The following is a 22453-nucleotide window of genomic DNA, read 5'->3' as shown; positions in this document are numbered from 1 at the left end:
TCGATATGTTACGTGAAGCATTTGATAGAATTATTAAAACTCTGGAAAAGATTATCAATTTGCAGGTTGCTAATTCCGATGCAGGCAGCCCTGAGCAACAGACAAAACACCAAGCAAAGGCTGTTCAGAAAATTCTCGAAGATCTGCTGCCGGAGGTCGACGATTTTGATCATGACTATGAAACATACAAGAACACCAACGATGAGGTTAATGAGCATCGCACGAAGATCGAAGGCTTGCGACAGAACATCCAGGCCAGTTCTGACGAACGCGCACGGATACAACGTGACGCACAACAGTTCGAAGAAATCGTCAATGAACAAAGGGAGAAGTTGGAATCCGCGGCTGAAACCGAACGCGATGCGCTTGCCGAACGACTGGATAAGGCTCAGGCCGAATTAAAAGATTGCCGACGGATCATCACCGACCTTAGCGCAACGATCAGCGAGGCAGAGCTCGAAAGAGCGACAGCGCAAAAAAAACTGGACGAAGCCGAGGCGCGCCTGAATGCGCAGGAACAACGCCGCGAGGCTGCCTATCAGAAAGCCACAGGTAAAATCCAGAACCTGCTAAACGCGCTGAACGACCTGTCCGAAAAAATCATCCTCGGCATCTTTCCGGGCGATGGCGCGCCGTTTCTCGTTGAAAACAAATCCAAACTCCCACTGCAAGAGGCGGATGATTTGCTCGACCAGGTTCGAAGTCTGGCAAGAGCGCCTCAAGAGGCAGAGAGCAAAGATGCCGATCTGTTCTTTCGTCTGAATTGCAAATCATTAGAAGAAGAAATGCAATCGCTGCTTGACCATCTGACGGCAAAGCGGGTTGCCGAAGAAATGGACGGTCAAACCTACGTGAATCGTCTGCGTGGAAACTATGACAGGATCAGTCGGAAAGCCGAAACGGACATAAAGACACTTTCGGAAGAGCAAAAAAAGGTACAATGCGCTAAGAAACAATTGCAGGACTGTCAGAGCCTCGTCGTTGCGGTGAGACAAGAATTTTCTTGGTATGCTGAGCAGATACAGACCGAAGCGGACATTGGTGAGGGCGACGACAATAACGAGAGCGACAACGTCGACCTACAAGAGATCGAAGATCTGTGCAAAAACGGTGCATCCTTTTGCGAGCGGCTTGGTGATTTTCTCAAGCAAAGCAAGGGCAATCTCAAAAACCTGCAAAGCGACTTTTGCAGCGCTCGAAACAGAGATGCGGCTGAACAGCAATCGCGATTTGTTTCGCGGGATATCGAGCGGAATCCGCTTATCAGACCGTACCCCCTCATCTGGGCAGTGTGCGTTACGCTTCTGGTCAAGATCATTCTGGGCCACAATACAACCGAACTGTTGCACGACCAATCGGTCGGAATCCTAGTCATCAGTTTTGTGGTGACCTGGGTCGCCTCGATTTGGATAGGATTTACAGCGCGCAGAAACAAGATGGAAGCACTGCGCGACCATACCTGGCATCAGATCCAACGCCTGATCAACCCAACCACCTCAAGCGACCCGAACAACCCGAAGGACGCCAGCGCCGGGTCGAAGACTGTAGTGAGTTCACAAACACAGCCCACGGAGACTATAGCCGAATTGGGACCTATTCAGCAGCGGATACAGGATTTGCGCTTAGCTGACGAAGCTACAAAATTCCTTTCCGTCCCGTATGGCGCGGCGGCAACCGGACACTCAAACTCCACTGATTTTAACTTTAAAATCAACGAACTGAGAAACAACGAGAGAGTCGTCAGGCACAATGCTTGGGCGCTGGTTATTCCCATTGCTCTGCTAGTCTTGGTGATCGCGGACAATTTGGGAGGTTCATCGCAACGGGTTTTTGTGGCTCGCTTCCCTGAGTCCCCGCCGTGCGTGCTGGCGACCGGTAGGTTGGTTTTCACCACGACAGACGACTTCTTCATCCGTGAAAAAAATATAGAAACTGACAAAACTGTAGCTCAGGGAATACAGAACTTCGTCCAAGTGGTGGCACAGCAGATATTCCCTGAAATAGGTGCTCAAGTTGTGCCTCGGGATCTGGTGATCCGTGTTATCCCCACTAACCACGCGGATGACGATCATGGCTTGCTGAATTGCACGGCAACAGATCCCAATCACAATACCTTGCGTATCCATCACGCGGGCAAGGTTCTTGATGCGCTGGGTGAAGAGGAAGTGCGCCAAGAGATTTTCTCGGGCCTTCAGAAAATTGCTGAAAATCTGAGCGGAGCACCAACTGCCGTATGGTCCCCCGATACGGATCCTGAGATTGCAGAAGCGCGCGACGAGATGGAAGAGTTGTTGGCCGTGACCGACCCAATTGAGTTCGATGGCCCTCGTTTCATTGCTGCCTTTGGCCGCATTCAACAGTCCCTGGCGGAAAAGCTTGTGATTGCCGAAAAACTGTCGATAGCGGATACCATGCGCCTGACATGGCCAAGGACAGGCTCGCTCACTCCGTCGACTAAATTCCCGAACCCGTTACAGGTGGACTTGCTCGATCAGGACGAGCTCGAGGCGCTAACTGACCTGGTGGCCAGGATTGCAGCGTCAAACGAGAAACTGGCGCAGCTTATCGAACAAGAAATACCGCTGGGAAACAGCCCGGCAGCGGTTGTCCTGCCCATCCTGCATGAGCTGCAAAAAAATACACCATCCTCAGAGGTTCAATCCAGCACTTGGATAACCAACCTTCTCCTGCCCAATGGCGCACCCGCCGGGAAGGGCTGGCCGGACACACTGATTTTGCCCTTCTTCACCGATGAAGTGAAATTCACGGAACCGAAAGACATCACAGCTTATGATGATAATCCCCTGAAAATGGCCTTTGTCTTTGGTGCGCGAAAATCGAATTTCAAAGATCCGGCGCTGGGGTCAGAAAAGGAAGACACCTATTTCAGCCGCATCGCCAAGCATCTGGGCCAATGCCTGAAAAACAATGGCGATCATAACTTGGGCGGTGACGATGCCGAACTGACTTTGGACATCATTGGGCTGGCCAGCCGCACCTGGAAAGACAAGAACCCGACGCATTCCAAAGAACAGTTGAACCTGGCTTTGGCCGAAGGCCGCCGGGCAGTCACCCTGCTCAAGCTGATCGATGCGATTTCCGACAAGGAAGTCCAGAACCGAATTCATATCATGAGCAGCAACAGCCCAACAGACACCCTGAGCCTTGCCCAAATCTCAGACATGTTAGCAGGAGAACCCGAGGACTGGTTTGATCGGCGCTTGGAATTCGATCGTTTCTCGACACATGAAGAACATGCGAAAACCCGGTCCAACTTCATTACGCCATCCGCCTCACAAGGCGACGACCGGCTACCGCTCGAAGAGCTCTTTGCGCGCTCCGTTGTCGTAAAGGTCGAACGTGTGAGAGGCGGACCATGTGCGGATATTTGACAGACTGGCAGACGGTTTTAGAACACGAACTGCAAAATATTCTGTTTGGTTGGAGCAATTCCGCCAGCCCAACGTATTAAGTGGCCAATGCCAAGAGTTGTCGAAACGAAAAGGCTTCGAGAGCTGGTTGCTTTTTTCTAACGTGTTTCTGACTTTGCTACTTGTGAGGGTTACTGCGGCCAAGGTGAAGGATTTAGGTCTCTTGATGTCACGTTTTTCTCCATTGAAAAAACTAACCATGCTTGGAATGTTTGCCTTCATTATGGGTGCAATCGGATAACCGAGGAAGGCTGCAGTCGGCTGGAATGATGATAATTGCTTTGGCGTTGGCGTAATTTTTTTTGGAATGAGATAATATTAATTTCACATTTGTGTAGAGTTATTTGCCTGCTTTGTTTAGAATTTGAATAATTATTTAGTTAATTGACAGTAGGTGAAGCATGTCGACTAAAAAGACCTCACCAGACCATTTGGTTTTTTGCGTGCATGGGATTGGAAACCAACTGCCGGGCGATACAGTCGGCGATGTGCTGAGCGGTGCTCTGGAAGAGCATAATCGGAATGGTAAGCCGCCGGCGATTGCTGACGAAACTATCGTGAACGTGTTTGAAACGCACTTTGCAGAATATGATGGTTTGTCGGTCATGGAAGAACGCACCTATCCGGGCGGCAAAAAGCAAAAGGTGCAAACCCCAATTCATGATCGCCCAAAAGGCAAAGACCCTCGGCGTGAAGGGATGCAAAAGAAATTTCCGATGCACGTCAAACGCATACGCGAGCAGGGCACCCAAACAAGCGAAGTAAAAACGGTCATGGCCGAGGTCTACTGGGCCGATATTTCACCCGAGCCAAAGGGTGCTTTTGCAACAATCTTTGATCTGATCAAGGTCTTGATGTCGATCGGTTACTTAGCGCTCGACAACGCAGCCAATACCGGAGCTCGCGGCGGTTATCGTTTCGTTGCATGGTTTCTGTGGGCGCTGATCGGCGGGGTCGTTGCACTCAACGCGGCGTTGTTGATGGGCGTTCTGGTGCTTCTGCTTGAAGGCTCGCTGGTCGATTTCAACAAGATCCAGGCAGAAGGCTTCATGGGATCTTGGGTTCAGGTAGGTCTCGCGCTGGCAATTGCCGGGTTTGCGGTCGTGGCCCTGGCGCTCGGATTTATTTGCAATCGGCGAATGGCGGAAGACCCCTTATGGAAATGGTTCGGGCGCTGTACAGTCGTGCTGATGGTGCTTGGGTTGATTGGGTTGTTCATCCTGCCAGCAGCAGAAGCCGTCGTTGCCGCCACAGGCATGCTGACGATACTTTTTGGTCGTGTAATTGGTCATACGCGATGGGAACTAAGCCTATGGCGTCAATTTAGCGTTGGGACGGGCACATGGGGTTTGTTGATCTTGTTCTTCGTTCCATTTCTGCCCGAGGCTACTTTGGCTAGTTCTATTTGCTCGACGGAGAACAGCACATTTTGCAGTCTTATTACTTCTGACAAATTTAGCGGCGAAGCAGACCAGTTGCTTTTTTTCATTGGCTGTCTGATGTTGTTACTTTCAGTCCTTTGGGCTCTATCGGTGTTGCTGTGCCTATTTGTTTACGTAGCTTGGGCGTGTGACTGCGGCGATTTACAGGGCGATTTACAGGACTCTGCGCCCTCTCAGCAACGCAGAATATATGCCCCAATCTGTTCCGCGTTATTGTTGCTTTGGATGATTGCGGCCTCGTCCTTTTGGGTGGCCATTCAGCATGCAACCGACAACCTCCGCGCCAAGACGCTCGACACAGGGCACCTTATAGGCATTGAAGAAGGCCTACCTGAGACAATCACAGTCGCAAGCCACAGTTACGGTCCAGATAGGGTATTACCCGAAGCCTTCGTGGCAATCGTCGATACGATAACTCCTACTATGGCAATTGGGGTGGCTTTCCTATTGATTTTGCTTGTTTTTGGAATTTACGTTGTGGTTAAGCGTGCGCTGAACAGGGATGTTTTGTTCGAGGCCACAACCGCCGAACCGTCGGTCGGACGGGTGCTGTTGAACGGGCTCTTTCAAGGCGTATTTGCGGCTTCAACTCTGGCGTTTGCAACCATGCTGGTGCTTCGGATTTTTGATGGGAATCTCAGTTGGATCAGCGATGGTGTCATCGGCGAAGTTTTATTGCCATTTGTGCCGGTATTTTTGTTGGGTTTGGCGTTGGTGGTTTACCAAATGCGCGATCTGGTCGCGGGCGGATTGGGTGTGTTTCGGGACATTGTAGTTTACGCGAACAACAAGGCATTGGATTCGTCGTTTGATGCCGAGAATGATCTGCTGAATTTTCCTGCCCGCAAGCAGATAGAAGGTCGGTTTGAGCGTGTCTGTGAGTTCATGATGGGTCGAGTCAAGCCCAAACGCGTTACTATAATCTGCCATTCGCAGGGAACAGTGGTGGCAACACGCGCGCTCAAACGGTTACTTGCCAAGAAAGAGAATCCGTTCAAAGACTGCGAGGTTACTTTGGTCACAATGGGTTCACCGGTCACGCATCTTTATCGCAAGTATTTTCCAAGAGGTTTTCATATTGAACCGGGTGACTTCGACAATGCAGCTAAGCCGATAAACTGGTACAATATCGGGCGAACTGATGACTTTGTTGGTACCTATATTGAGAAGCTCGACGAACTTAACGGGCTTGAACCGGCGCCGGTTAGCAAGTCAAAGAGGAACCTCTTGGTCCCGGCAGGCGGACATCCTGGCTATTTCACCGATCCATACGTGTGGCAACATTTTTCTACCAAGATAGGGTTTAACTTGCTGTAACCAAATTGCCCCGACCGAAACACAGATATGTCAGTTTGGGGTTGGCGCGGAGTGAGCCCAGCTTGCGGAGAACGCCGGGTGCAAGATGTCGTCGATCTGGCAATGCTGGCGCCTGATATTCTGGATGCCATCGCTGCGGGCGAACAACCTGATGGCCTGACCACGGATTACCTGATCAAGTCGGGCTTTCCGGCGATCTGGTCGGATCAGCATAAGCAGTTCGCTGTGCTCTGATCTACAGACACTCCCAAAGTCACCAAACTCGTACCGCCGGAATCGCGAACTGAGACTGCGGCCCGAAATCGACCATTGTTGCGCGTAAACTCGGGTCTCAGCTGGAATAGCCGGATGATAACCTGCTGAAAACACGCGGTAATAGGCGACCAAATATTCAGTGCGTGATTTAAGGGAAAATCATGGCTGTGCAGGCAGTTTGTAGCTAGCTAGTCTCGGCCCAAAATTCCCTGTAAACAGGGAATTTACAGGGAAAACTAATAGATTTAGGCCGTTTTCGGAGGTTTGGAGCTCGAAGTTACTCTTAAAAACAGTGGCTTGCGTGGATTTTCCCTAGATCGATTAACAGGGAATTTTTCTCTGATGATCAGGGAATTTCTTACGACTAACAGTGAAGAGGATAGGGGGAGCGGGCTAAACAAACCTGATCTGAATGTCGGAAGCCGACATTCACGTGAAGTGTAACCAACGGCTGTTGTGAGCCCACTCTGACCGATGCTGCGCGATGCCCGAATGACAACAATGCGCAGAAAGCTGACTTTGCAAAGTTTCGCGTGCCTAACCTGACCGGCCCAGATGGTCGGAGGCTCTTCGTGGAAGTGCGGCAGTATAGATTGTTGGCCTATTTGAAGTAAATTTAGGTGCGGAGCATTGTCGGGCTACGTCGGCCAACGTAATCGCCAGGGAATAAAGCAATACGAAATCCAATTATCCAGATGACAATTGAGGAACTTTTGGTCGATTAATCTCATTGTCCGAGCAAAACCCACCAAGTGAGCTTCAGCGCTGCTTTCGTTTAACCGAAATAATGCATCCAGAGTGTTTTGGATGCCGTGCAGGGACATCTCGTGCCATAGCGTCCACGTTTCCGAGGTGCCGCAACGCTCCGTTGTTGAGCAATACGCCTCGCCCAGCATCATACCGGCGCTGTCCGAATCCGCTGGCAACACATTCCCAGTTTTCCTTGGCCGCCGCGTTGCGGAATCTCGGTAGGTCGTGCGGGTCATGCCGTCCAGGTATTGCTGCGACGTGATCGTGTTTCTTTGAGTTGCTTTGGTGACTTAAGTGGTGGGTCACTTGTGTTGAGCCAGGTTGCTGAACAGTACCGGTTGTTGGCCTCGGCCTAGGGCGCATGATTGTCACGACACCTTGTGGATTCTTATGTCCTGGGACGGCCACGTGAGTTGCCGTAGGTCTTGGTGTCAACTGTGGAACCTGGCCAGGAACCGCTATGGGAACCTGATTAGGAGTCGCGGACGGGACGAGCGGTGGCACAGCAGTTTGGCCGGTAGGCTGAGGAGGAATCTGACCAGGAACGGCGACTGGTATTTGGTTGGGTGTCGCGGTTGGCACAAGGGGCGGCACATTAGGCTGAGGCGGCACCTGGCCAGGGACAGCTATCGGAACTTGATAAGGAGTCGCAGTCGGAACTTGCGGCGGCACAGTAGCCAATGGCGGAACCTGATTGGGAACGGCTGTCGGAACCTGGTTTGGTGTTGGATTTGGCACCAAGGGCGGAGCTAGGGTCGGCGCTACGATTGGCGTTGGAACTTGACCGGGAATCGCTATTGGCGTCGCGATAGGAACCCGACCGGGAATTGCATTCGGGACCGCGCCCGGCGCAAGGACCGGCACAGCAACGGAGGTGGGCGTTTGCGGCGTTCCCTGAGGTGGCAACTGATTTGCCACCGGCTGCGTTGGACCGGTAATTTGGTTGCCTGCCCCTTGCCCGCCGGCCTGCCCACATCCTTGGCTCGATTGGTGTGGGTTCCCTACGCCACGGCACCACCCGTAATGATTGCCGCGGGCGACGACCTGCGTGGCGGCCAGCTCTGCGACCAAACAAGCTGCGGAAAGTAAAACAATGCGGTTCCGTTTCATAACATCCTCACCAACTTGTTGTCAGAGCAAGATACGCGCCAGGATCGCCAGAGTCAGTCAACGGACCGTCTCTCAAAGGGACACCGACATATCCGGACAGGAATAGGTTTTGCTTAAACTCAATGTCCAAACCCAGACCTGTCGAGGCCAGTGTAGCACTATCAACTTCAAAACTCGCAGGGTCATTGTTCGAGATGTAGCCCACGTCGAAAAAGACAAAGGGCGTTAAGCGATGAATGCTTTGGGAACTTGGAAAGTAGGAGTGAGACACTTCGAAAATCGCGGAAATCCCGGAATCACCATCCACTTCGTCAAACCGATATCCACGCAAAGCATAACGATCACCAAGGAAGTACTCCTCGACCGAGGGCAGCCGGTCGGTGGTGTACTGCCCCCAAATCTCAGTGCGCCAAGCTGTGTTGGGCGACAAGCTCGTTAGCGGGCTTTCGTATCCAATGCCGCCCCGCAGATGCCAGAACGAAGAGTCTCCGTCGTCAAAATTCGCGTCCGTCGTGTCATTGTCGTTATCGCCAAAAGATAAGGTTAGTCCCGCTTCCAGAGCTTGACCTTTTGGATAGTTTTGCCCGTAAAGATATGTAAGGCCAACGACACTCGCGTCACTAGACAATGGAACGCCGCCACTGACTGAGTCTGCTTCGGAAAGGCGATAGTCCAGCAGAAGGTACCCATAGCGGGCCACATCGCGGATCACGGGGTAACCCAACGCGACGGTGAGGTTCTCGCCATCAACATCTGTTCTCGCAAATTCCCCCGAGAGGTCACGTTTTGCGTTTATGTTTCCGTAGAAAATCTCACCGTACAGGCCATTGCTGTTCAACGGTGCGCGATAGGTAACAGCGCCCCACAATGAATGTTCGTCGTCTTTGTCCCAATTGTGGTTGCCTGACCCCTCAAAGCGCAGCAAATCGCCGACGGTCAGCGTCGAATAAAACTCTTGTACGATATAGAAGCTGAGCGCCTCTCCAAGCTCACGCGGAGGGTTGTCGAGTGTCGCACTGCCGGCTTGTTTGCGTAGAGGTTCTCCTAACACTCTCAGCCGAGCACCAGCCTGATCCGGGTAATCAAGTTCGGTCGACACGTCCAAGTCGGGTATGTCCTCGGCTAACATAACGGCCCGCTCAAATCGTTTTAGAGTTATAGGATATGCGGTAGTGAGGGGGCGAAAGATATTTTCCAAGGTTTGGAACGTGCGCGTATCTACCCCCTCTATTTCGATGGTTTGAATACGCCCTTCATCAACAACTATGCTCTGCCCATCGGGACCAGGCCAGGCCTCAGCCAAGAAGTAACCGTCTTCTCGGTAGATCTGCGTAATCGTTGATGCGACATCCGCCGCTGTGATGCGCCCCGACCGGTCAAAGGCCAACTGACCGGCAAACGTTAACAGCTCATCGGTATCATACACCGTTACGCCACTGACAGAGTGCTGGGATGCGATGTCCCAAGTTTGGGCCATGCCGTATTTTGGGACTGATACAATAGCCAAAAAAGTGCAAATGATCGCATTTACAACCGAGTTGGTTACAGGCATTTTCTACAACCTTAGCATGATTGAGCATGTTAAAACCCAATCCTATTACGAGGTTTGAATGTCTGAGCTTACCGGTACTCAAATTTGATCACGACTGGTGCTTTCGAGATACACAGCGACCAGATTACAGTGCGCCTTCGTCGCCCAGGAACTCGATACCAGCTGTCGCACCATCCGTGTAAGCAATACAATTCCAAGGAGCACGATCCTCACCAACGCCGACAGTGACTTGTGTTCCAGCTTCGCTAAACGCGGACGAGAGCACAACCACTTGCGAATTGTTCGTGGTTTTGGCCACATCTCGCAAACATGCCTGCTGAGCGGGTGTGGGTTCGGCGGACGCGCTAGACGTACTCGTTTCGTCACATGCCGCAAGCAATGCAAACAAAGTTGTGCCTGCAATCATCACTGTCTTTTTGGTCATTTTCTTCTCCATCAGGGTCCATCGAATCTAGTGAAATTGGATGCTCCTTTTTGAAGCGTCCGCTTCTACTCAGCCAATTGAGCACAGCTCGATCCGGTGCTTACCTATCTCAAAGATTTGTCGCCAACGGATTGGTCGGGGGAACGATATCGAGTTGATTGCCGGGGCCGATAACAACGTGGGTCAAATAAAGCTTAGTCGAATTCGCATGTTTGAATCTTATTTTTCATAAATCAACATTTTTTCCGCGCGTAAATTTCGCTACCTTTTTGAAAGATAGGTTTTTGGCGTTCAAACAAAAATAGAAGGCGGGAAAACCCAGAAGGGCGAAGGCGTGCTTTTGGGTCCGCGAGGCGTTCTGAGGCCGCACAGAAACTAAGAAAGGATTGAAAAATGGGATTTGGTGAAGCCGTTAAAACGTGTTTCTCGAAATACTTCCAGTTTTCCGGTCGGGCTATACGCTCAGAATACTGGTGGTTCTTCTTGTTTGTGGTTCTCGTGAGTGCGGCTTTAGCTGTGCTGGATACGATCCTATTCGGGACCAACCCTGAAACGGGGCAGGGATCACGGGTTTTGTCCTCTGTTTTCCAACTGGCCGTTCTCATACCTATGCTGGCCGCCGGTTGGCGGAGGCTGCACGATACAGGACGACCTGGCTGGTACTTGCTACTGCCGATGGCGCTCAGCATTGTAACTCTTTTTGTTATGCTGGGTGGGGTGGCGTTCTTCTCGGTATTGGAGCAAGGGACCGAAAACCCCGATGCATTGCGAGGACCTGCGGCCGTCCTGGGCGTGACCGGCATTGTTGTTGTCTCAATTCTTCAATTGGTTCTGTCCATCCTGATGATCTGGTGGCTGACGCGACCTTCCCAAGAAGGCGCAAACGAATACGGCGCACCTGTTTCCTAACCTGGTTGCCCGAGTAACGGGCCGGAAACTCTGGCTGAATGACAGTACGAACCACAACACCATGGAGAGAGAAAATGAGTTTCAAATCGATTTCCATTGGAATGCTACTGATGGTTATGTCGACTACGGCATCAGCGGAGTGGTCGTTCAACTCCGGGCCTAACCCCAATGCTTTTTTTCAGACCGGAAACATGACGCTGGAACTTCAGTGTAATCGTATCCGCTTTGCTCCGGCTGGGTATGAGGATAGCCAGGACATCGTGGAAAAGCAGGGGCTCTCCATTCGATTTTTGAAGAACGGCACCACCGAAGTCGGGGCATTTCAGGTTGGCGCAGGAAACGCTGACGTGCAGATCGTCGACAATTATCCTGTCGAGGTCAGTTTCAATAGTCAGCAGGATTATGGTTTTGTACTGGAACAGCTCGCGGCCAATGCATCCGTTAACCTGTCCATGATTGATCAAGATGTCAGCTACGGAATCTTTGACTTGAAAGGTTCCAGCGCGGCAATTCGATCCCTTCGCTCCGCCTGCGATTCAGGTGCTAGCCAGGGGGCCTCCTACGAACCCCCAGAAGGCATCGTCTATTGTGGTGGCGGAGCGGTAGAGCGTGTCATCGAACCGGTAATTTTGGACAACCCGGAGGGAGAATGGGACGCGCGAGTAACGGTCAACGGCAAGTCGATCAGAGCCATGACGGCCTACAGTTACTTTGGAAACTATGAGCCTCCCGCCGGATTTGTCGTCGCCCTGCTTGGGGAAGACAGGTCCGAGTTTCTGATTTTTAGCGAAGGCTCGGTAAACTGGCTGGAATACGGGGACTACAGATATGATCAGTGCAATTGATGCCACCTTCCAAACAGCTTCCCAAATAGTGCGTCAATTGAAAGGTTTAGTTTCCAGGTTTGTGCTGGTCTCTGGTCTAGTATGGAACTCACCAGCTGTCGCGGCTGATGTATCGCAACTTCCGCCCGGTTTGCAGGCGAAGGTTGATCTGGCGGCACAGGCCTGCGCGGAGTTCAACGACGGTCAGTTTGACTTAGACTGGGGTGCGGTTGAGAGGGCCGATCTCGACGGAGATCTACGACGCGACTGGGTTCTGAATGAGTCTGGTTTCGCGTGTTCAAGCGCCGCATCTCTTTATTGCGGAACTGGCGGATGCATGTCGCATTTTTGGGTTGGTGAAGAGGTGCACTCCTTGCTCAATCAAGGCTGGACAGTCGTTGAATTTGGGCGCCAACGCGTTGTTGTGGCAGGTATTCATGGATCCAATTGCGACGGAATAAACCCAACGCCTTGCGTTACGGCCAGTGTTTGGGACGCGGAAGCTAAAGCGTGGCGCTCGTCTGCTGGTGATTGGGAGTAAACTGCAATTGGGCACCGTATAGAAGCCTGAGAGCCTGTTTGTTCGATGGGTTCTCTGTAGCATGCAAACTTTTGGGCGAAGTTTCAGCATATTAATTTATAAAATCAATCTTATACATGTAGCAGTTTAAACGCACCTACACCCAGTCTCGGAAATTGCAAATTCTTGTTACGAATGTCCGCTTCGGGCTGCCTGTGGTCATCCACCCTCAACAGGCGAGTGACAGTATTGTCCCGCAAACTGTGTGTTCGCGATAGCCCTGAGTTTGCAGTCGCGGCGAATGACGGCTTTGGCGGGCCGCATTGCAGCGATGAAGGTTCTGGGCCAATGGCGGCTTTGGGCCGCCAATGCCAGTCAGAGGCTCATCAACCGGCAGCTTCCAGAGCACGGTCTTGCCTGGGCGCTCTGCCGAACTTGCGCGAATACTCTCTCGAGAACTGTGCGGAGCTTTCGTAGCCCACAGCGAATGCGACTTCGGAAATCTTGGCGCGACTTGTTCTTAGGTCGTCTCTGGCCTTCAACAAGCGCAGCTCCTTCTGATATTGGAGCGGTGAAGTTCCTGTGACAGCTTTGAAGTGCTCGAAGAAGGCCGAGTTGCTCATCCCGATCCTCTCAGCCAGATTTCTGACAGCGATGGTTTCCGACAGGTTTGCCTGTATTTCGCGGGTTGCCATTAAAATTCGGCTGGCGGTGCTCTCTTGCCAGAGAAGCCTTTGCAGGGTCTGCGCATGTTGTCCGATCAAAAGTCTTGCATGGATTTCGCGGGACGTAATCGGTGCCAACAGATGCCGCGTTTCCCCTTCCTCGCACTGAAGGAAATAGCGGTGAAGTGCGTCTGTCAGACCTGGATCGGTGTCACACAAACAGATCGAGAATGGATCAGCGGACTTCACACTCAAGGTGGAGGACACCGAAGGCGCTAGTGACCTGAGAAGATCGAGTTCGAGAGGAAGGACCAAGGCCGTGTAGGGCGCCCCGGGGGAGGCCTCTGTAATGCGCGAAACAACCGGCAAGGTATGGCTGACGATAAGCGACCGCCCGGCGCCGACCGTGAGTGTTCGAGTGCTGGACCCGACCTGCTTTGCGCCTTGCAGGATAAGACAAAGTAGCGGTCGATAGACGGTTGCACTCAAGTCGGTTGTCGCGTGATGCCGCAGGAGGTGGGTGCCGCTCTGCGCATGATGAAATGAACCTTCAGCGATGCCTGCTTGATCGAGCAGCGCGGTGATGTGAGATAACAGATTTTCGCTCGTCATGTCGAAGGCCTCCCTAAGGACGTCTTTCGATAGCATCACCACACACCCCACCAAAACAGAAATCTCTATTTCTGGAGGATCAGGCAAGTATTCTGGTCAATCGGAAAAGAATGAAGCGCATGATGCGACTAACGTGATCAAGACACAGCAAAGGAGACCGACATCCAAAAGGTTATGATCACCGGTATCGCAGGCGGGTTTGGAAAGCCGACTGCGCTCGCGCTTCTTGAACAAGGCTATCAGGTTGCTGGAAGTGTTCGAAGCCGCGAGGGAAAGAGCGCCGAGACAGTTGCCGAGCTTGAAGTGGCGGGGGCGTCCATCGTCGAAATGGACGTGACCGACACGGCCAGCACCGAGCGTGGGATGGCCGAAGCCATTGCCCATCACGATGGCATTGACGTCCTTTTCAACAATGCCGGGATCGGCTCATACGGGATACAAGAGTTGATGTCGCCCGAGGATATGGCACGTGTCTTTGATGTGAATGTCATGGGTGTGCAGCGTGTCATGCGCGCGGCGTTGCCCCATATGCGGGCGCAGGGGCGGGGGACGGTTCTATACACCTCCAGCCTGATCGGCCGGATCGCGACACCGTTCTATGGAACCTATTCCGCGTCGAAATGGGCACTGGAAGCGATCGTTGAATGCTATCGGACCGAATTGTCTGGGTTTGGGATTGAATCCTGCATCTTCGAACCAGGCGCCATGCCGACTGCCTTCTTCGACGGAATGGTCGCGCCAGCCGACCCGGAACGCGAGGCGCAGTTTGGGGAGTTCGCAGCGGTACCCGCAATGTCCGCAGTCGGCTTGGCCGAGATGATAACGGCGACACCCGATCAACGCCCGGAGCGGATTGCGGAAGCGGTTGTCGACCTTCTGGAAAAACCCTTCGGACAAAAGCCGTTCCGTACCGTTGTGGATCACGTGGGCGTTGGCCCAGAGATCGAGCGCTACAATCACGTGCTTCACGAAGTCACCCGCACTGTCATGACCAACTTCGGCATCGAAGATATGCTCAAGCTCAACGCCTGAAGGAGATACCTCATGAAAACCATTCTGATCACCGGCGCCTCCTCGGGCATTGGAGAGGCCACTGCCAAACATTTCCAAACCAAAGGCTGGAATGTCGTCGCCACCATGCGCAACCCCGACAGCGCAGGCGACCTTGCCGAACTAGACAACGTCCAGGTCGTGCGTCTCGATGTCACCGATCCCGCTTCGATCACGGACGCCGTCGCCGCCGGCATCGACCGTTTTGGCAAGATCGATGTCCTTCTCAACAATGCGGGTTACGGAGCATACGGCGCGCTGGAGGCTTTCTCGATGGATCGCATCCGCCGCCAGTTCGATACCAACGTGATTGGACTGATGGAGGTCACGAAAGCCGTACTGCCGCATATGCGTGCAAACCGCGCAGGCACGATCATCAACATCTCATCCATCGGCGGCCAGATCACATTCCCGCTCGGCACGCTCTACCATGGGACGAAGTTCGCGGTCGAAGGTCTGTCGGAAGCACTACATTACGAGCTTGAACCGCTCGGAATCCATGTCCGCATCGTCGAACCCGGCATGATCAAAACCAACTTTGGCGGGAGTTCATTCGACTTCGCCATGGAAGAGGACCTTGCGGACTACGCGCCGATGGCCGAAGCCATGGGGCGAGTCTTCGGAAAGCTGGCGTCTAATCCGTCCGCCCCAGAGACGGTTGCAGACGTCATCTGGGACGCTGCCAATGACAGCGGTGACCGCCTCAGGTACCGGGCAGGAGTGGATGCGGTGGAGTTGCTCGACAGGCGCAAGACACAGGACGACGCGACCTTTATCGGCGGGATCAAAGAGTTGATGAAAGAGTAAGGCTTGGCGGTACCGCAGCGACAGCGAGGTCCGCTTTCGGGAAGCTGCGCTGCGGCATCGTTTGACACGACGAGAGTCTGGTATGGGCCGAGTAACTCACGGAAGAAAGGGTAGGGACCCATACTGCGGGGCTTCCGAGGTCTGCTATTTTCCCTTGAGCACTTCACCAACCAAGTGGTTCATAGCTTTCTTGTAAGTCACTGGGTCGCCCCCATAGGCGATCTCAAGAGCGGCGCGATCAAACGCTGCCGACAACAAATTAGTCAAAGCATCGATCTGCTCTGGTGAATGCTCAGGACGAGCCCGCGAAAGCCCTTCACGAAGTTCTGCTGTTCCATTGGCTCGAGTCAACGCGACAGCAACGCTATGCCCTAATACCGCTGGTGCCTCTTCCATCAGGAGGCGCACCCGACCTGGAACCAACATCGCTTCAAAAAAGGCATTCGATCCTGTCACCATGGCCTGTTCGGGATCGGCCACATTGCGGGTTGCTTGGTCAATATGGTGTGAGATCGCTTTGGCCTCCTCTTCTGCGACGGCGCGGAAAAGGTCAGCCTTGTCCTTGAAATGATGATACAGTGCGCCCCGAGTTACGCTGGCCTTACGTACAATGTCAGGGGTTGCAGTATCGGCAAATCCCGAATCCACAAACAGTTCACGGGCGGCCACCAGGAGTTTGGCACGCGTTTCTGCGCGCCGGTCTGCTTGGCTGCGTCGGGCGGGTTTTTCTGGGGGCAAGATTGACGGCTCCGAATATCACTACAAGCACCTTACATACATCTTGCATGTATTTGCAAATCTATGATACATACACATTGCATGTAAGTTAGGGAGATAAAGAAATGCGTGTCACTCAATATTACCCGGTCATTCAGTCTGAAACGGTTTCTGAAACGGCAGAGTTCTACAAACGTCACTTTGGCTTCCGCGCAGCATTCGAGGCGGATTGGTATGTGCATCTACAAAGTGAAGCGGATCCGTCGGTCAATCTCGCGGTCGTCCAGTCAAACCACGAGACGATCCCAGAGGTTTCCCGCGGTGCGTCTAAGGGTATGATCCTCAACTTTGAAGTCGAGGATGTCGACAAAGTGGATGAACGACTTCGGTCGGAAGGAGTTCCGGTGGCAAAGTCACTTGTGAGCGAGCCGTTTGGTCAACGCCATGCGATTTATCGCGATCCAAACGGGGTACTGATTGACGTCATCACTCAGATCCCACCCTCAGAGGAATTCCTGTCGCAATACGCGGCCGACGCGGTGCCGTCGTAATTCAGGGTGCCGGGTGGCCAGGTTAGTTCGAAGCAGTTGGAACGATTTGCCCGCGTGTAAAGGGACCAATTCTGGACAGATCAGTGGCCCTCGCCGAGTTGGCCACCTATGGTACTGGGGCGGCCTTGTTACCTGTGCCCATGTTCGAACGCTACATCGAACACGGCCGCCTGATACAACCCTTCAGTGAAGCCGTTAACGCTGGTAAATATTGCTTCGCCTAGCCTTCGGATCGCCCCGCAACGGATGATATGGGTAAATTTGCAGAATGGCTGACCGCCAACGGAGCCACTGAATTAAGTGACTTCACGGACCAGAACCGCGCAAATTGATCTGCATCAATATTTGGACCTCAAACGAGAGTTATGGCGAACCGAAGCAGTTTGGATGAAGTCGCGGTGACAAAAGAAAAAGTTGGCCGAATTGTCTGGCACGATCTTTTCACGCCTGATGTGGAAGCTTCCAGGTCATTTTACGAAAGCGTGGCAGGTTGGAGCTATATTGTCGAACACGCCACAGATTTCGCATGGGGCGGCGGCCATAGAGATTTTGTCCTCGCCACTCTCGATGGAGAGGCAGGGGCCGGGATTGTTTCTCAAAATCTGGTGCTCTTTGAAGGGTGGATTCCTTATGTTGAAGTCGAAGACGTAGATCAGGCCGCCAAACTCGCCGTCAAGCTTGAAGGATCAGTAGTGAAACCTCCCTTTGAAGTTCCTGGGGTTGGTCGGAACTGCCTCTTACGTGATCCGCTTGGCGCATTCTTCGGTGTATCAGTTTCGCGACACGAATACCCTGTCCCCGCTCGTCAGTTTACGCATGAACACTACCTATCCCGTAGCGGCGTATTCCCCGACAACTTCTACCACCAAATGTTCGGATGGAATCTCTCACCTGCTAGAAACGTACCTTCGTCACAGAGACCAATTAGTCTAAAAGACGAAGTGTTGGCGATATGTGCAGCGGAACCTGCAGTTCCCAACAACAACGTGGCGTGGGCGCCGGGTGTTCGCGTCGACTTTCTCGAAAACGCGCTGAGCAAGATCAACTCAGGCCCAGGTTCCGTGCTTGCTCGTCATCAGAATAATAAAAACACTTTTGAGAATGGTCTGGTATGCGATGCAACTGGGGCATTGTGCTGTGTCGTCCAGAATTGATGCTCGGTCGCAAGGTTCGCAGTCTATTGTTTATAACGGCATCCTCAAGTGGGTCAAAAATCTCAAATCTGACTATAGTACAAGCGTAACGCAATTCCACTTTGCCCCGTTAGAGATAATACATTTAGCGCCAGTTTTCACAATCGCAGCGAAGGCAGGAAAGCGCGCTGCTAGCGAAGTGTGCGAGAACCATACTTGAGGTTCGGGTCGGGGCGATTGCACTTGATAGTTGTTAGAATTGTGAGCACGCAACATCCTGATGCGAAACGGCATTGTTTGGCCTTGAAAACAAGGACCGGCTATTCCAGAAATCCGTCGATGGTCGAGGCGACGTCAACGGCGGTTTTCACATCAGACATGCTGGTGTTCTCAAAGGCGCTGCCGCTTTCGACACTTGGCCTGAGCCTCTCATAAATGGACAGGATGTCTTCTTCCAGTTTGGCCGGCTTTTCTTCCGACCAACCGGCTTTGGTCTTGGCGATGTCCGTTGCGAGTTTCATCAGATCAAGGCGCTGTGGCAAAGTTAGCATTGGTCGTTTCCGGGTCTGGTTGTGATGTCAGGACCAACCTACGCGCAGAGGTGGAAAGGGCAGAGTGAGTCACCGTTAAATCCCTGACGGCCGAACCTCAGTCCAACGCCCCGGTTGTGCGCAGCGCTTCGGTCATTTTCTGTGAGATGTCAGATGGCACATGCCAGATCGCGTAGAGCGTCTGGATAAAACGGTCAACATCGGGAATGTTGGTCTTCAGGGCCAACAGGGTTGAATCCAGGTCGGCGTCCGGTTCCGTGTATGGGATGCACATAAGCTCAAGCACTTCAGAACCATTCCACATGCCACCACCGACTTTGCGCGCCGCTGAACGCGCGCCGCTGTAATCATCTTTCATGAAACAGATCAGGAACGTGCTTGCGTGGTACCAGCCGGGCGGGTTGGGGCTCAGCTCGATCGCGCGGGCGCTCAGTCTCGCGGCCTGTTCAAGATCGCCGCGCAACGCAAAGCAGGCCGCCAGATCGGCCAACATGTCTGGATAATTCGGATTGGCCCGCAATGCTTTATCAGCCGCGTCTTCAAAGCTTTCGAACTCTCCACGATGAAAATGGGTCAAAAACAATGCGTGCTGGCCGGTTGCGTTCAGCGGATCCAGAGCGACCGACCGCTGTGCGGCCTCCAGCGCGCGATCAAAGGGCGGGGGGGACTTGCGAAAATTGAACCCGCCGCGCAGTTCGTCGCCGTAGACAATCGCGAGCATCCCCCAGGCGCCGGCATATTCGGGATCAATCTCAACGGCGCGCTCCAGCAGGTCGCGGACCTTCTTGTGTTTTTTAACCGTGGGTTCACGCCAGTATTCGGTGGCCAGCAACCTGCACTGATAGGCATCCAGCGTGTGCGTCTGTGCCCTGCGCTGCACTGCACCTGTTCGATGGATCACTCCGTGGGGTTCCGCGATTTCCGTGGCGATCCGGGCGGCGATATCGTCCTGAATTTCAAATAGGCTGTCCGCGCTCAGGTCGCGGTCATAAGTGTCCGCGGAAACCTGTTGGCCGGTTTCCGCGTCAATAAGCTGGGCGGTGACGCGCAGCTTGTTGTCCCAATGTCGCACGCTGCCTTCGACCAGATATTGGACGTCGAGTTCGCTTCCGACCGCGCGCGGATCGCGGCCGCGGCCGCGAAAGCGAAAGGTGACGTGCCGGGACAGCACGCTCACCTCGCGAAACCGGGCGATGGCCGAGATGATTTCCTCGGTAAACCCATCGGCCAGATATTCCTGCGACGGGTCTCCGCTCAAGTTGTCAAAGGGCATCACGGCCACCGCGACCCGTCCGGTTGGCGCCGGGGGCGTTTCGGCATCGGTCCGGCGTTCGGGGTCAAACGCGATCTCAAAAACCGGGGCGTAGGACCCCTTGGGAATATGTATTCGAACCGGGTCCTCGCGCCCTTCCTGAGCGTAATAGAGATCCAGCCGGCTGCGCATTTTATTGGCCTGAACCCGAACGATCGTGTCGATGGTGGGGTCGAAATCCTCGGGCTTGTCGAAAACGTCAATGCCGATTGCATAGCCTTTCAGCGTCTCGGACCGTCCGGCAAGCGCTTCGCCGACAATATGCGACAGAAAGCGGTTCAGGCGCGTGGTATCCGCGAAATGCGGACTGACGAGGACGCGCTTCAACTGTTCCTGAATAGCGCTTGGATCGATGGCAGAGCTTACTTCGGCAAGCATGTTTCCCTCCGTCGCTCAACTTTGTCCGATGACGAGCAGCGCCACAAGACAGCGCGACGGTTTAACCGTGACTCACTCGGATGCGGGCCGTGGATCTGCGAGGGTCTGGGCCATGGCGCTCAAAAGAGCCCAGCAAACATATGACCCATGAAAGGACTGAACCATGACAACATTTTCCGAATTCGTACAGAAAGCCAAGGACGACTATACCCGTGTCGAGGACGAGCTGAAATCGTTCGAACAGAAGGTCAAGGACGCGGGCGACGCGACCGACAAGTGGACCCAGGAGCAGGTGACAAAGCTGCAATCCGATCTGCAGGAAGCAAATGACAAGGTCACTGACCTTGCCGATCGCATCCAGAAAGAAGGCGAAGACGCTGTGACGGAAGCGCATGATCAGGCGAAGAACCATTGGGAAGCCTTGCACGCCGCCGTTGCCGCCTATCGCGATCATCTCGACAAGTCGGTCGCCTGACCCTGATCCCGGAGGTCGACATGACTGATTCAGTTAATGAAACCGTGCCGAAACCCGCGCTCATGGAAGAGGCCGCCGGTTGGCAGCCTCGACCGGCCTGGCTGATTGTGCTCGGCGTCGCCATGCTCTGTGTAGGGCTGTGCGCCGTAGCCTTCCCGCTGATGTCCACGCTGGCCGTCGAAGCCTTTGTCGGCGTGGCCCTGCTGGGCGGAGGCATCGTCACAGCGATTCAGGCATTTGCGGAAAAGGCGTGGAAAGGGTTCTTCTGGCTGTTGGCCATCGGTGTTCTGAACGCGCTTGCGGGGCTTGTTCTGTTGCTTGATCCGTTCGGCGGCGTTCTGGCACTGACCCTTGCGCTTGGCGCGGTTTTTCTGGCCGAAGGTGTGTTGCGGATCGTAATTGCCATTCGGTCGCGTCAGGAGCGGCCCATGGCGCTGATGATTGCGTCCGGCGCGATGGCCATCCTGCTTGGCGGCCTGATCCTGTCCGGTATCGTCAATGGCACGTCCCTTGTTCTGCTGGGGGTTCTTGCCGGCCTGAACCTGATATTCGCCGGTGTATCCCTGATGTCTTTGGGGCTGGTGCAGCGGTCCTTGGCGCATGGGGGCCCGCAAGCTTAAGCGCGCCCTGGCGAACCCGGAATGGCAGGGGCATCTGATGCTCCTGCTTTCCGTTTTCACTGCGCCGCTATATTCCTTGCCCGGCGCTCGCCGCCCGAGTGTCTTCAAACAGCCGGACCATGCGGTCCAGAAACCACAGCTTGCCACCCATAACCAGCAGCAACCCCAGAAGCGTCGGCCAGATTTGAAGCTGCCAAAGCCCCCAGACCAAGGGGCCGATACCGACCGCGCTGACTGCGGCCAGAACAAGAGGCATCTGGCGGTGCCTTGCAGGGACCGGCGATTTCGCGCGCGCAAGCCAGATCCGTTCCCCAAGTACACCTTTGGACATCCAGTTATCCGGATTGGCCGTTTTGCGGAAGGCGCGCGGGTTCCACCATGTCCAGAAGACAACAATTCCGATTGGAACAAGGCACCACCAGCCCTGCCAAACCCGGCTCCAGACGGCCAGAACGAACAGGGGCGGGATGCTCAGACGGCTCCAGCCGCTCCACGGGTTGGTGTGCCGGTCCCAGACGACATCGGACATCGTCATGAGCTTTTCCAGAATGCTGCGATCGGTCATCGAACCCTCTTCCGAAGCTGGATCGCAATTATGGCCGCTTCTGCCCGCGTCGGCCAGAGCGGCAGGCAACGCGCGCCGCTCTGACCATGCGGGTCAAAGACCCGAGATATCCACATACACCCGGTAATCCGCGATCCTGTCCTCGCGAAAGTTGAACCGTGCAGCAAAGCGCACGTCGTGTGTGCTTTGGTCCTTGCGCGTGTAGTGAACGGTGCCGTCGCAGAACGCGGTATCGCCGCTGGACCAGATGCCGGTGATGGTATGTTGCATACCCTGGATCGTGGCAAAGAATTCCGCGTTCGCGGCTTGCACGGCTATGCGCCCGTCAATCTGTTCGAAATTGCCAAGCTGGAATTGCACGTCTTCGGTGACATGCTCGACAACGCCGGCTTCGTCGAGCGCGTCAACCGCTGAATAAAGGGACGCGATCCGGGGTGCGTGAGCCGCTGTGGTGGGGGCCGTGATTTGCATGTTTTGGTTTCC

The 22453-nt window shown here is 53.9% G+C and carries 20 protein-coding genes; 12 read left to right on the top strand and 8 right to left on the bottom strand.

Annotation, left to right across the window (positions count from 1 at the left end; translation table 11 throughout):
* Nucleotides 1-5: 5 nt before the first annotated feature.
* The 3 genes from ACR0MO_RS09145 to ACR0MO_RS09135 all read left to right on the top strand — a co-directional run bounded on the left by ACR0MO_RS09145 (nt 6) and on the right by ACR0MO_RS09135 (nt 6424).
* Complete coding sequence (locus ACR0MO_RS09145; RefSeq protein ID WP_170525089.1) at nt 6-3392, top strand: hypothetical protein; 3387 nt, start codon at nt 6-8, stop codon at nt 3390-3392.
* A gap of 440 nt (nt 3393-3832) precedes the next feature.
* Entirely contained in the window at nt 3833-6190 is a 2358-nt protein-coding gene (locus ACR0MO_RS09140; RefSeq protein ID WP_480890818.1) for a hypothetical protein, read from the top strand.
* A gap of 78 nt (nt 6191-6268) precedes the next feature.
* A complete protein-coding gene (locus ACR0MO_RS09135; protein ID WP_170452363.1) occupies nt 6269-6424 on the top strand; it encodes a hypothetical protein in 156 nt (51 codons plus the stop codon).
* A gap of 1888 nt (nt 6425-8312) precedes the next feature.
* Here ACR0MO_RS09135 and ACR0MO_RS09130 read toward each other — a convergent pair.
* The gene (locus ACR0MO_RS09130) at nt 8313-9857 is read right to left on the bottom strand and encodes a ShlB/FhaC/HecB family hemolysin secretion/activation protein (protein WP_480890817.1); all 1545 of its coding nucleotides are present in this window, start codon (nt 9855-9857) and stop codon (nt 8313-8315) included.
* A 124-nt stretch (nt 9858-9981) separates the two neighbouring features.
* Nucleotides 9982-10281 carry a hypothetical protein gene (locus tag ACR0MO_RS09125; RefSeq protein WP_170471152.1) on the bottom strand — a complete coding sequence of 100 codons (300 nt, stop codon included), beginning with the start codon at nt 10279-10281 and terminating at the stop codon, nt 9982-9984.
* 393 nt (nt 10282-10674) lie between these two features.
* On the opposite strand from ACR0MO_RS09125, the gene ACR0MO_RS09120 reads away from it, so the two are divergent.
* From ACR0MO_RS09120 to ACR0MO_RS09110, 3 genes are all read left to right on the top strand, one after another.
* Complete coding sequence (locus tag ACR0MO_RS09120) at nt 10675-11190, top strand: DUF805 domain-containing protein (protein ID WP_117870863.1); 516 nt, start codon at nt 10675-10677, stop codon at nt 11188-11190.
* 74 nt (nt 11191-11264) lie between these two features.
* Complete coding sequence (locus ACR0MO_RS09115) at nt 11265-12035, top strand: hypothetical protein (RefSeq protein WP_480881865.1); 771 nt, start codon at nt 11265-11267, stop codon at nt 12033-12035.
* Nucleotides 12019-12555 (top strand): hypothetical protein, encoded by a 537-nt coding sequence (locus ACR0MO_RS09110; protein WP_480890813.1) that lies wholly within the window; start codon nt 12019-12021, stop codon nt 12553-12555. Before ACR0MO_RS09115 ends, ACR0MO_RS09110 begins: the two co-directional genes overlap by 17 nt.
* Before the next feature lie 365 nt (nt 12556-12920).
* On the opposite strand, the gene ACR0MO_RS09105 is transcribed toward ACR0MO_RS09110, so the two are convergent.
* A complete protein-coding gene (locus tag ACR0MO_RS09105) occupies nt 12921-13811 on the bottom strand; it encodes an AraC family transcriptional regulator (RefSeq protein ID WP_170623084.1) in 891 nt (296 codons plus the stop codon).
* A 174-nt stretch (nt 13812-13985) separates the two neighbouring features.
* Here ACR0MO_RS09105 and ACR0MO_RS09100 point away from each other — a divergent pair, with 174 nt between their 5' ends.
* Complete coding sequence (locus tag ACR0MO_RS09100) at nt 13986-14843, top strand: SDR family oxidoreductase (protein WP_480627388.1); 858 nt, start codon at nt 13986-13988, stop codon at nt 14841-14843.
* 12 nt (nt 14844-14855) lie between these two features.
* Nucleotides 14856-15668 (top strand): SDR family oxidoreductase, encoded by an 813-nt coding sequence (locus ACR0MO_RS09095; RefSeq protein WP_170623086.1) that lies wholly within the window; start codon nt 14856-14858, stop codon nt 15666-15668.
* A 144-nt stretch (nt 15669-15812) separates the two neighbouring features.
* Here ACR0MO_RS09095 and ACR0MO_RS09090 read toward each other — a convergent pair whose 3' ends face one another.
* Nucleotides 15813-16406 (bottom strand): TetR/AcrR family transcriptional regulator, encoded by a 594-nt coding sequence (locus ACR0MO_RS09090; RefSeq protein WP_480890810.1) that lies wholly within the window; start codon nt 16404-16406, stop codon nt 15813-15815.
* A gap of 104 nt (nt 16407-16510) precedes the next feature.
* Here ACR0MO_RS09090 and ACR0MO_RS09085 point away from each other — a divergent pair, with 104 nt between their 5' ends.
* Both ACR0MO_RS09085 and ACR0MO_RS09080 read left to right on the top strand, forming a co-directional pair.
* On the top strand, nt 16511-16936 hold the full coding sequence (locus ACR0MO_RS09085) for a VOC family protein (RefSeq protein WP_170511118.1): 426 nt from the start codon (nt 16511-16513) through the stop codon (nt 16934-16936).
* A 365-nt stretch (nt 16937-17301) separates the two neighbouring features.
* Nucleotides 17302-18090, top strand: coding sequence for a VOC family protein (locus ACR0MO_RS09080; RefSeq protein ID WP_480890807.1), 789 nt, complete (start codon nt 17302-17304; stop codon nt 18088-18090).
* A gap of 299 nt (nt 18091-18389) precedes the next feature.
* On the opposite strand, the gene ACR0MO_RS09075 is transcribed toward ACR0MO_RS09080, so the two are convergent.
* A complete protein-coding gene (locus tag ACR0MO_RS09075) occupies nt 18390-18620 on the bottom strand; it encodes a hypothetical protein (protein ID WP_170646575.1) in 231 nt (76 codons plus the stop codon).
* Between the two features lie 97 nt (nt 18621-18717).
* Nucleotides 18718-20310, bottom strand: coding sequence for a tetratricopeptide repeat protein (locus ACR0MO_RS09070; RefSeq protein ID WP_170451074.1), 1593 nt, complete (start codon nt 20308-20310; stop codon nt 18718-18720).
* 163 nt (nt 20311-20473) lie between these two features.
* On the opposite strand from ACR0MO_RS09070, the gene ACR0MO_RS09065 reads away from it, so the two are divergent.
* On the top strand, nt 20474-20785 hold the full coding sequence (locus ACR0MO_RS09065; RefSeq protein ID WP_480890804.1) for a hypothetical protein: 312 nt from the start codon (nt 20474-20476) through the stop codon (nt 20783-20785).
* 20 nt (nt 20786-20805) lie between these two features.
* A complete protein-coding gene (locus ACR0MO_RS09060) occupies nt 20806-21405 on the top strand; it encodes an HdeD family acid-resistance protein (protein WP_480890802.1) in 600 nt (199 codons plus the stop codon).
* 67 nt (nt 21406-21472) lie between these two features.
* On the opposite strand, the gene ACR0MO_RS09055 is transcribed toward ACR0MO_RS09060, so the two are convergent.
* Entirely contained in the window at nt 21473-21970 is a 498-nt protein-coding gene (locus ACR0MO_RS09055; RefSeq protein ID WP_480890800.1) for a DUF6653 family protein, read from the bottom strand.
* Between the two features lie 93 nt (nt 21971-22063).
* Nucleotides 22064-22441, bottom strand: a complete 378-nt coding sequence (locus ACR0MO_RS09050) for a nuclear transport factor 2 family protein (RefSeq protein WP_170623095.1) — start codon at nt 22439-22441, stop codon at nt 22064-22066.
* Between the last annotated feature and the right edge of the window lie 12 nt (nt 22442-22453).

The organism is Ruegeria sp. K5 (assembly GCF_056531805.1).
Note: the sequence above shows the minus strand (reverse complement) of the source record. Positions and strands in the feature narration are given on the sequence as shown.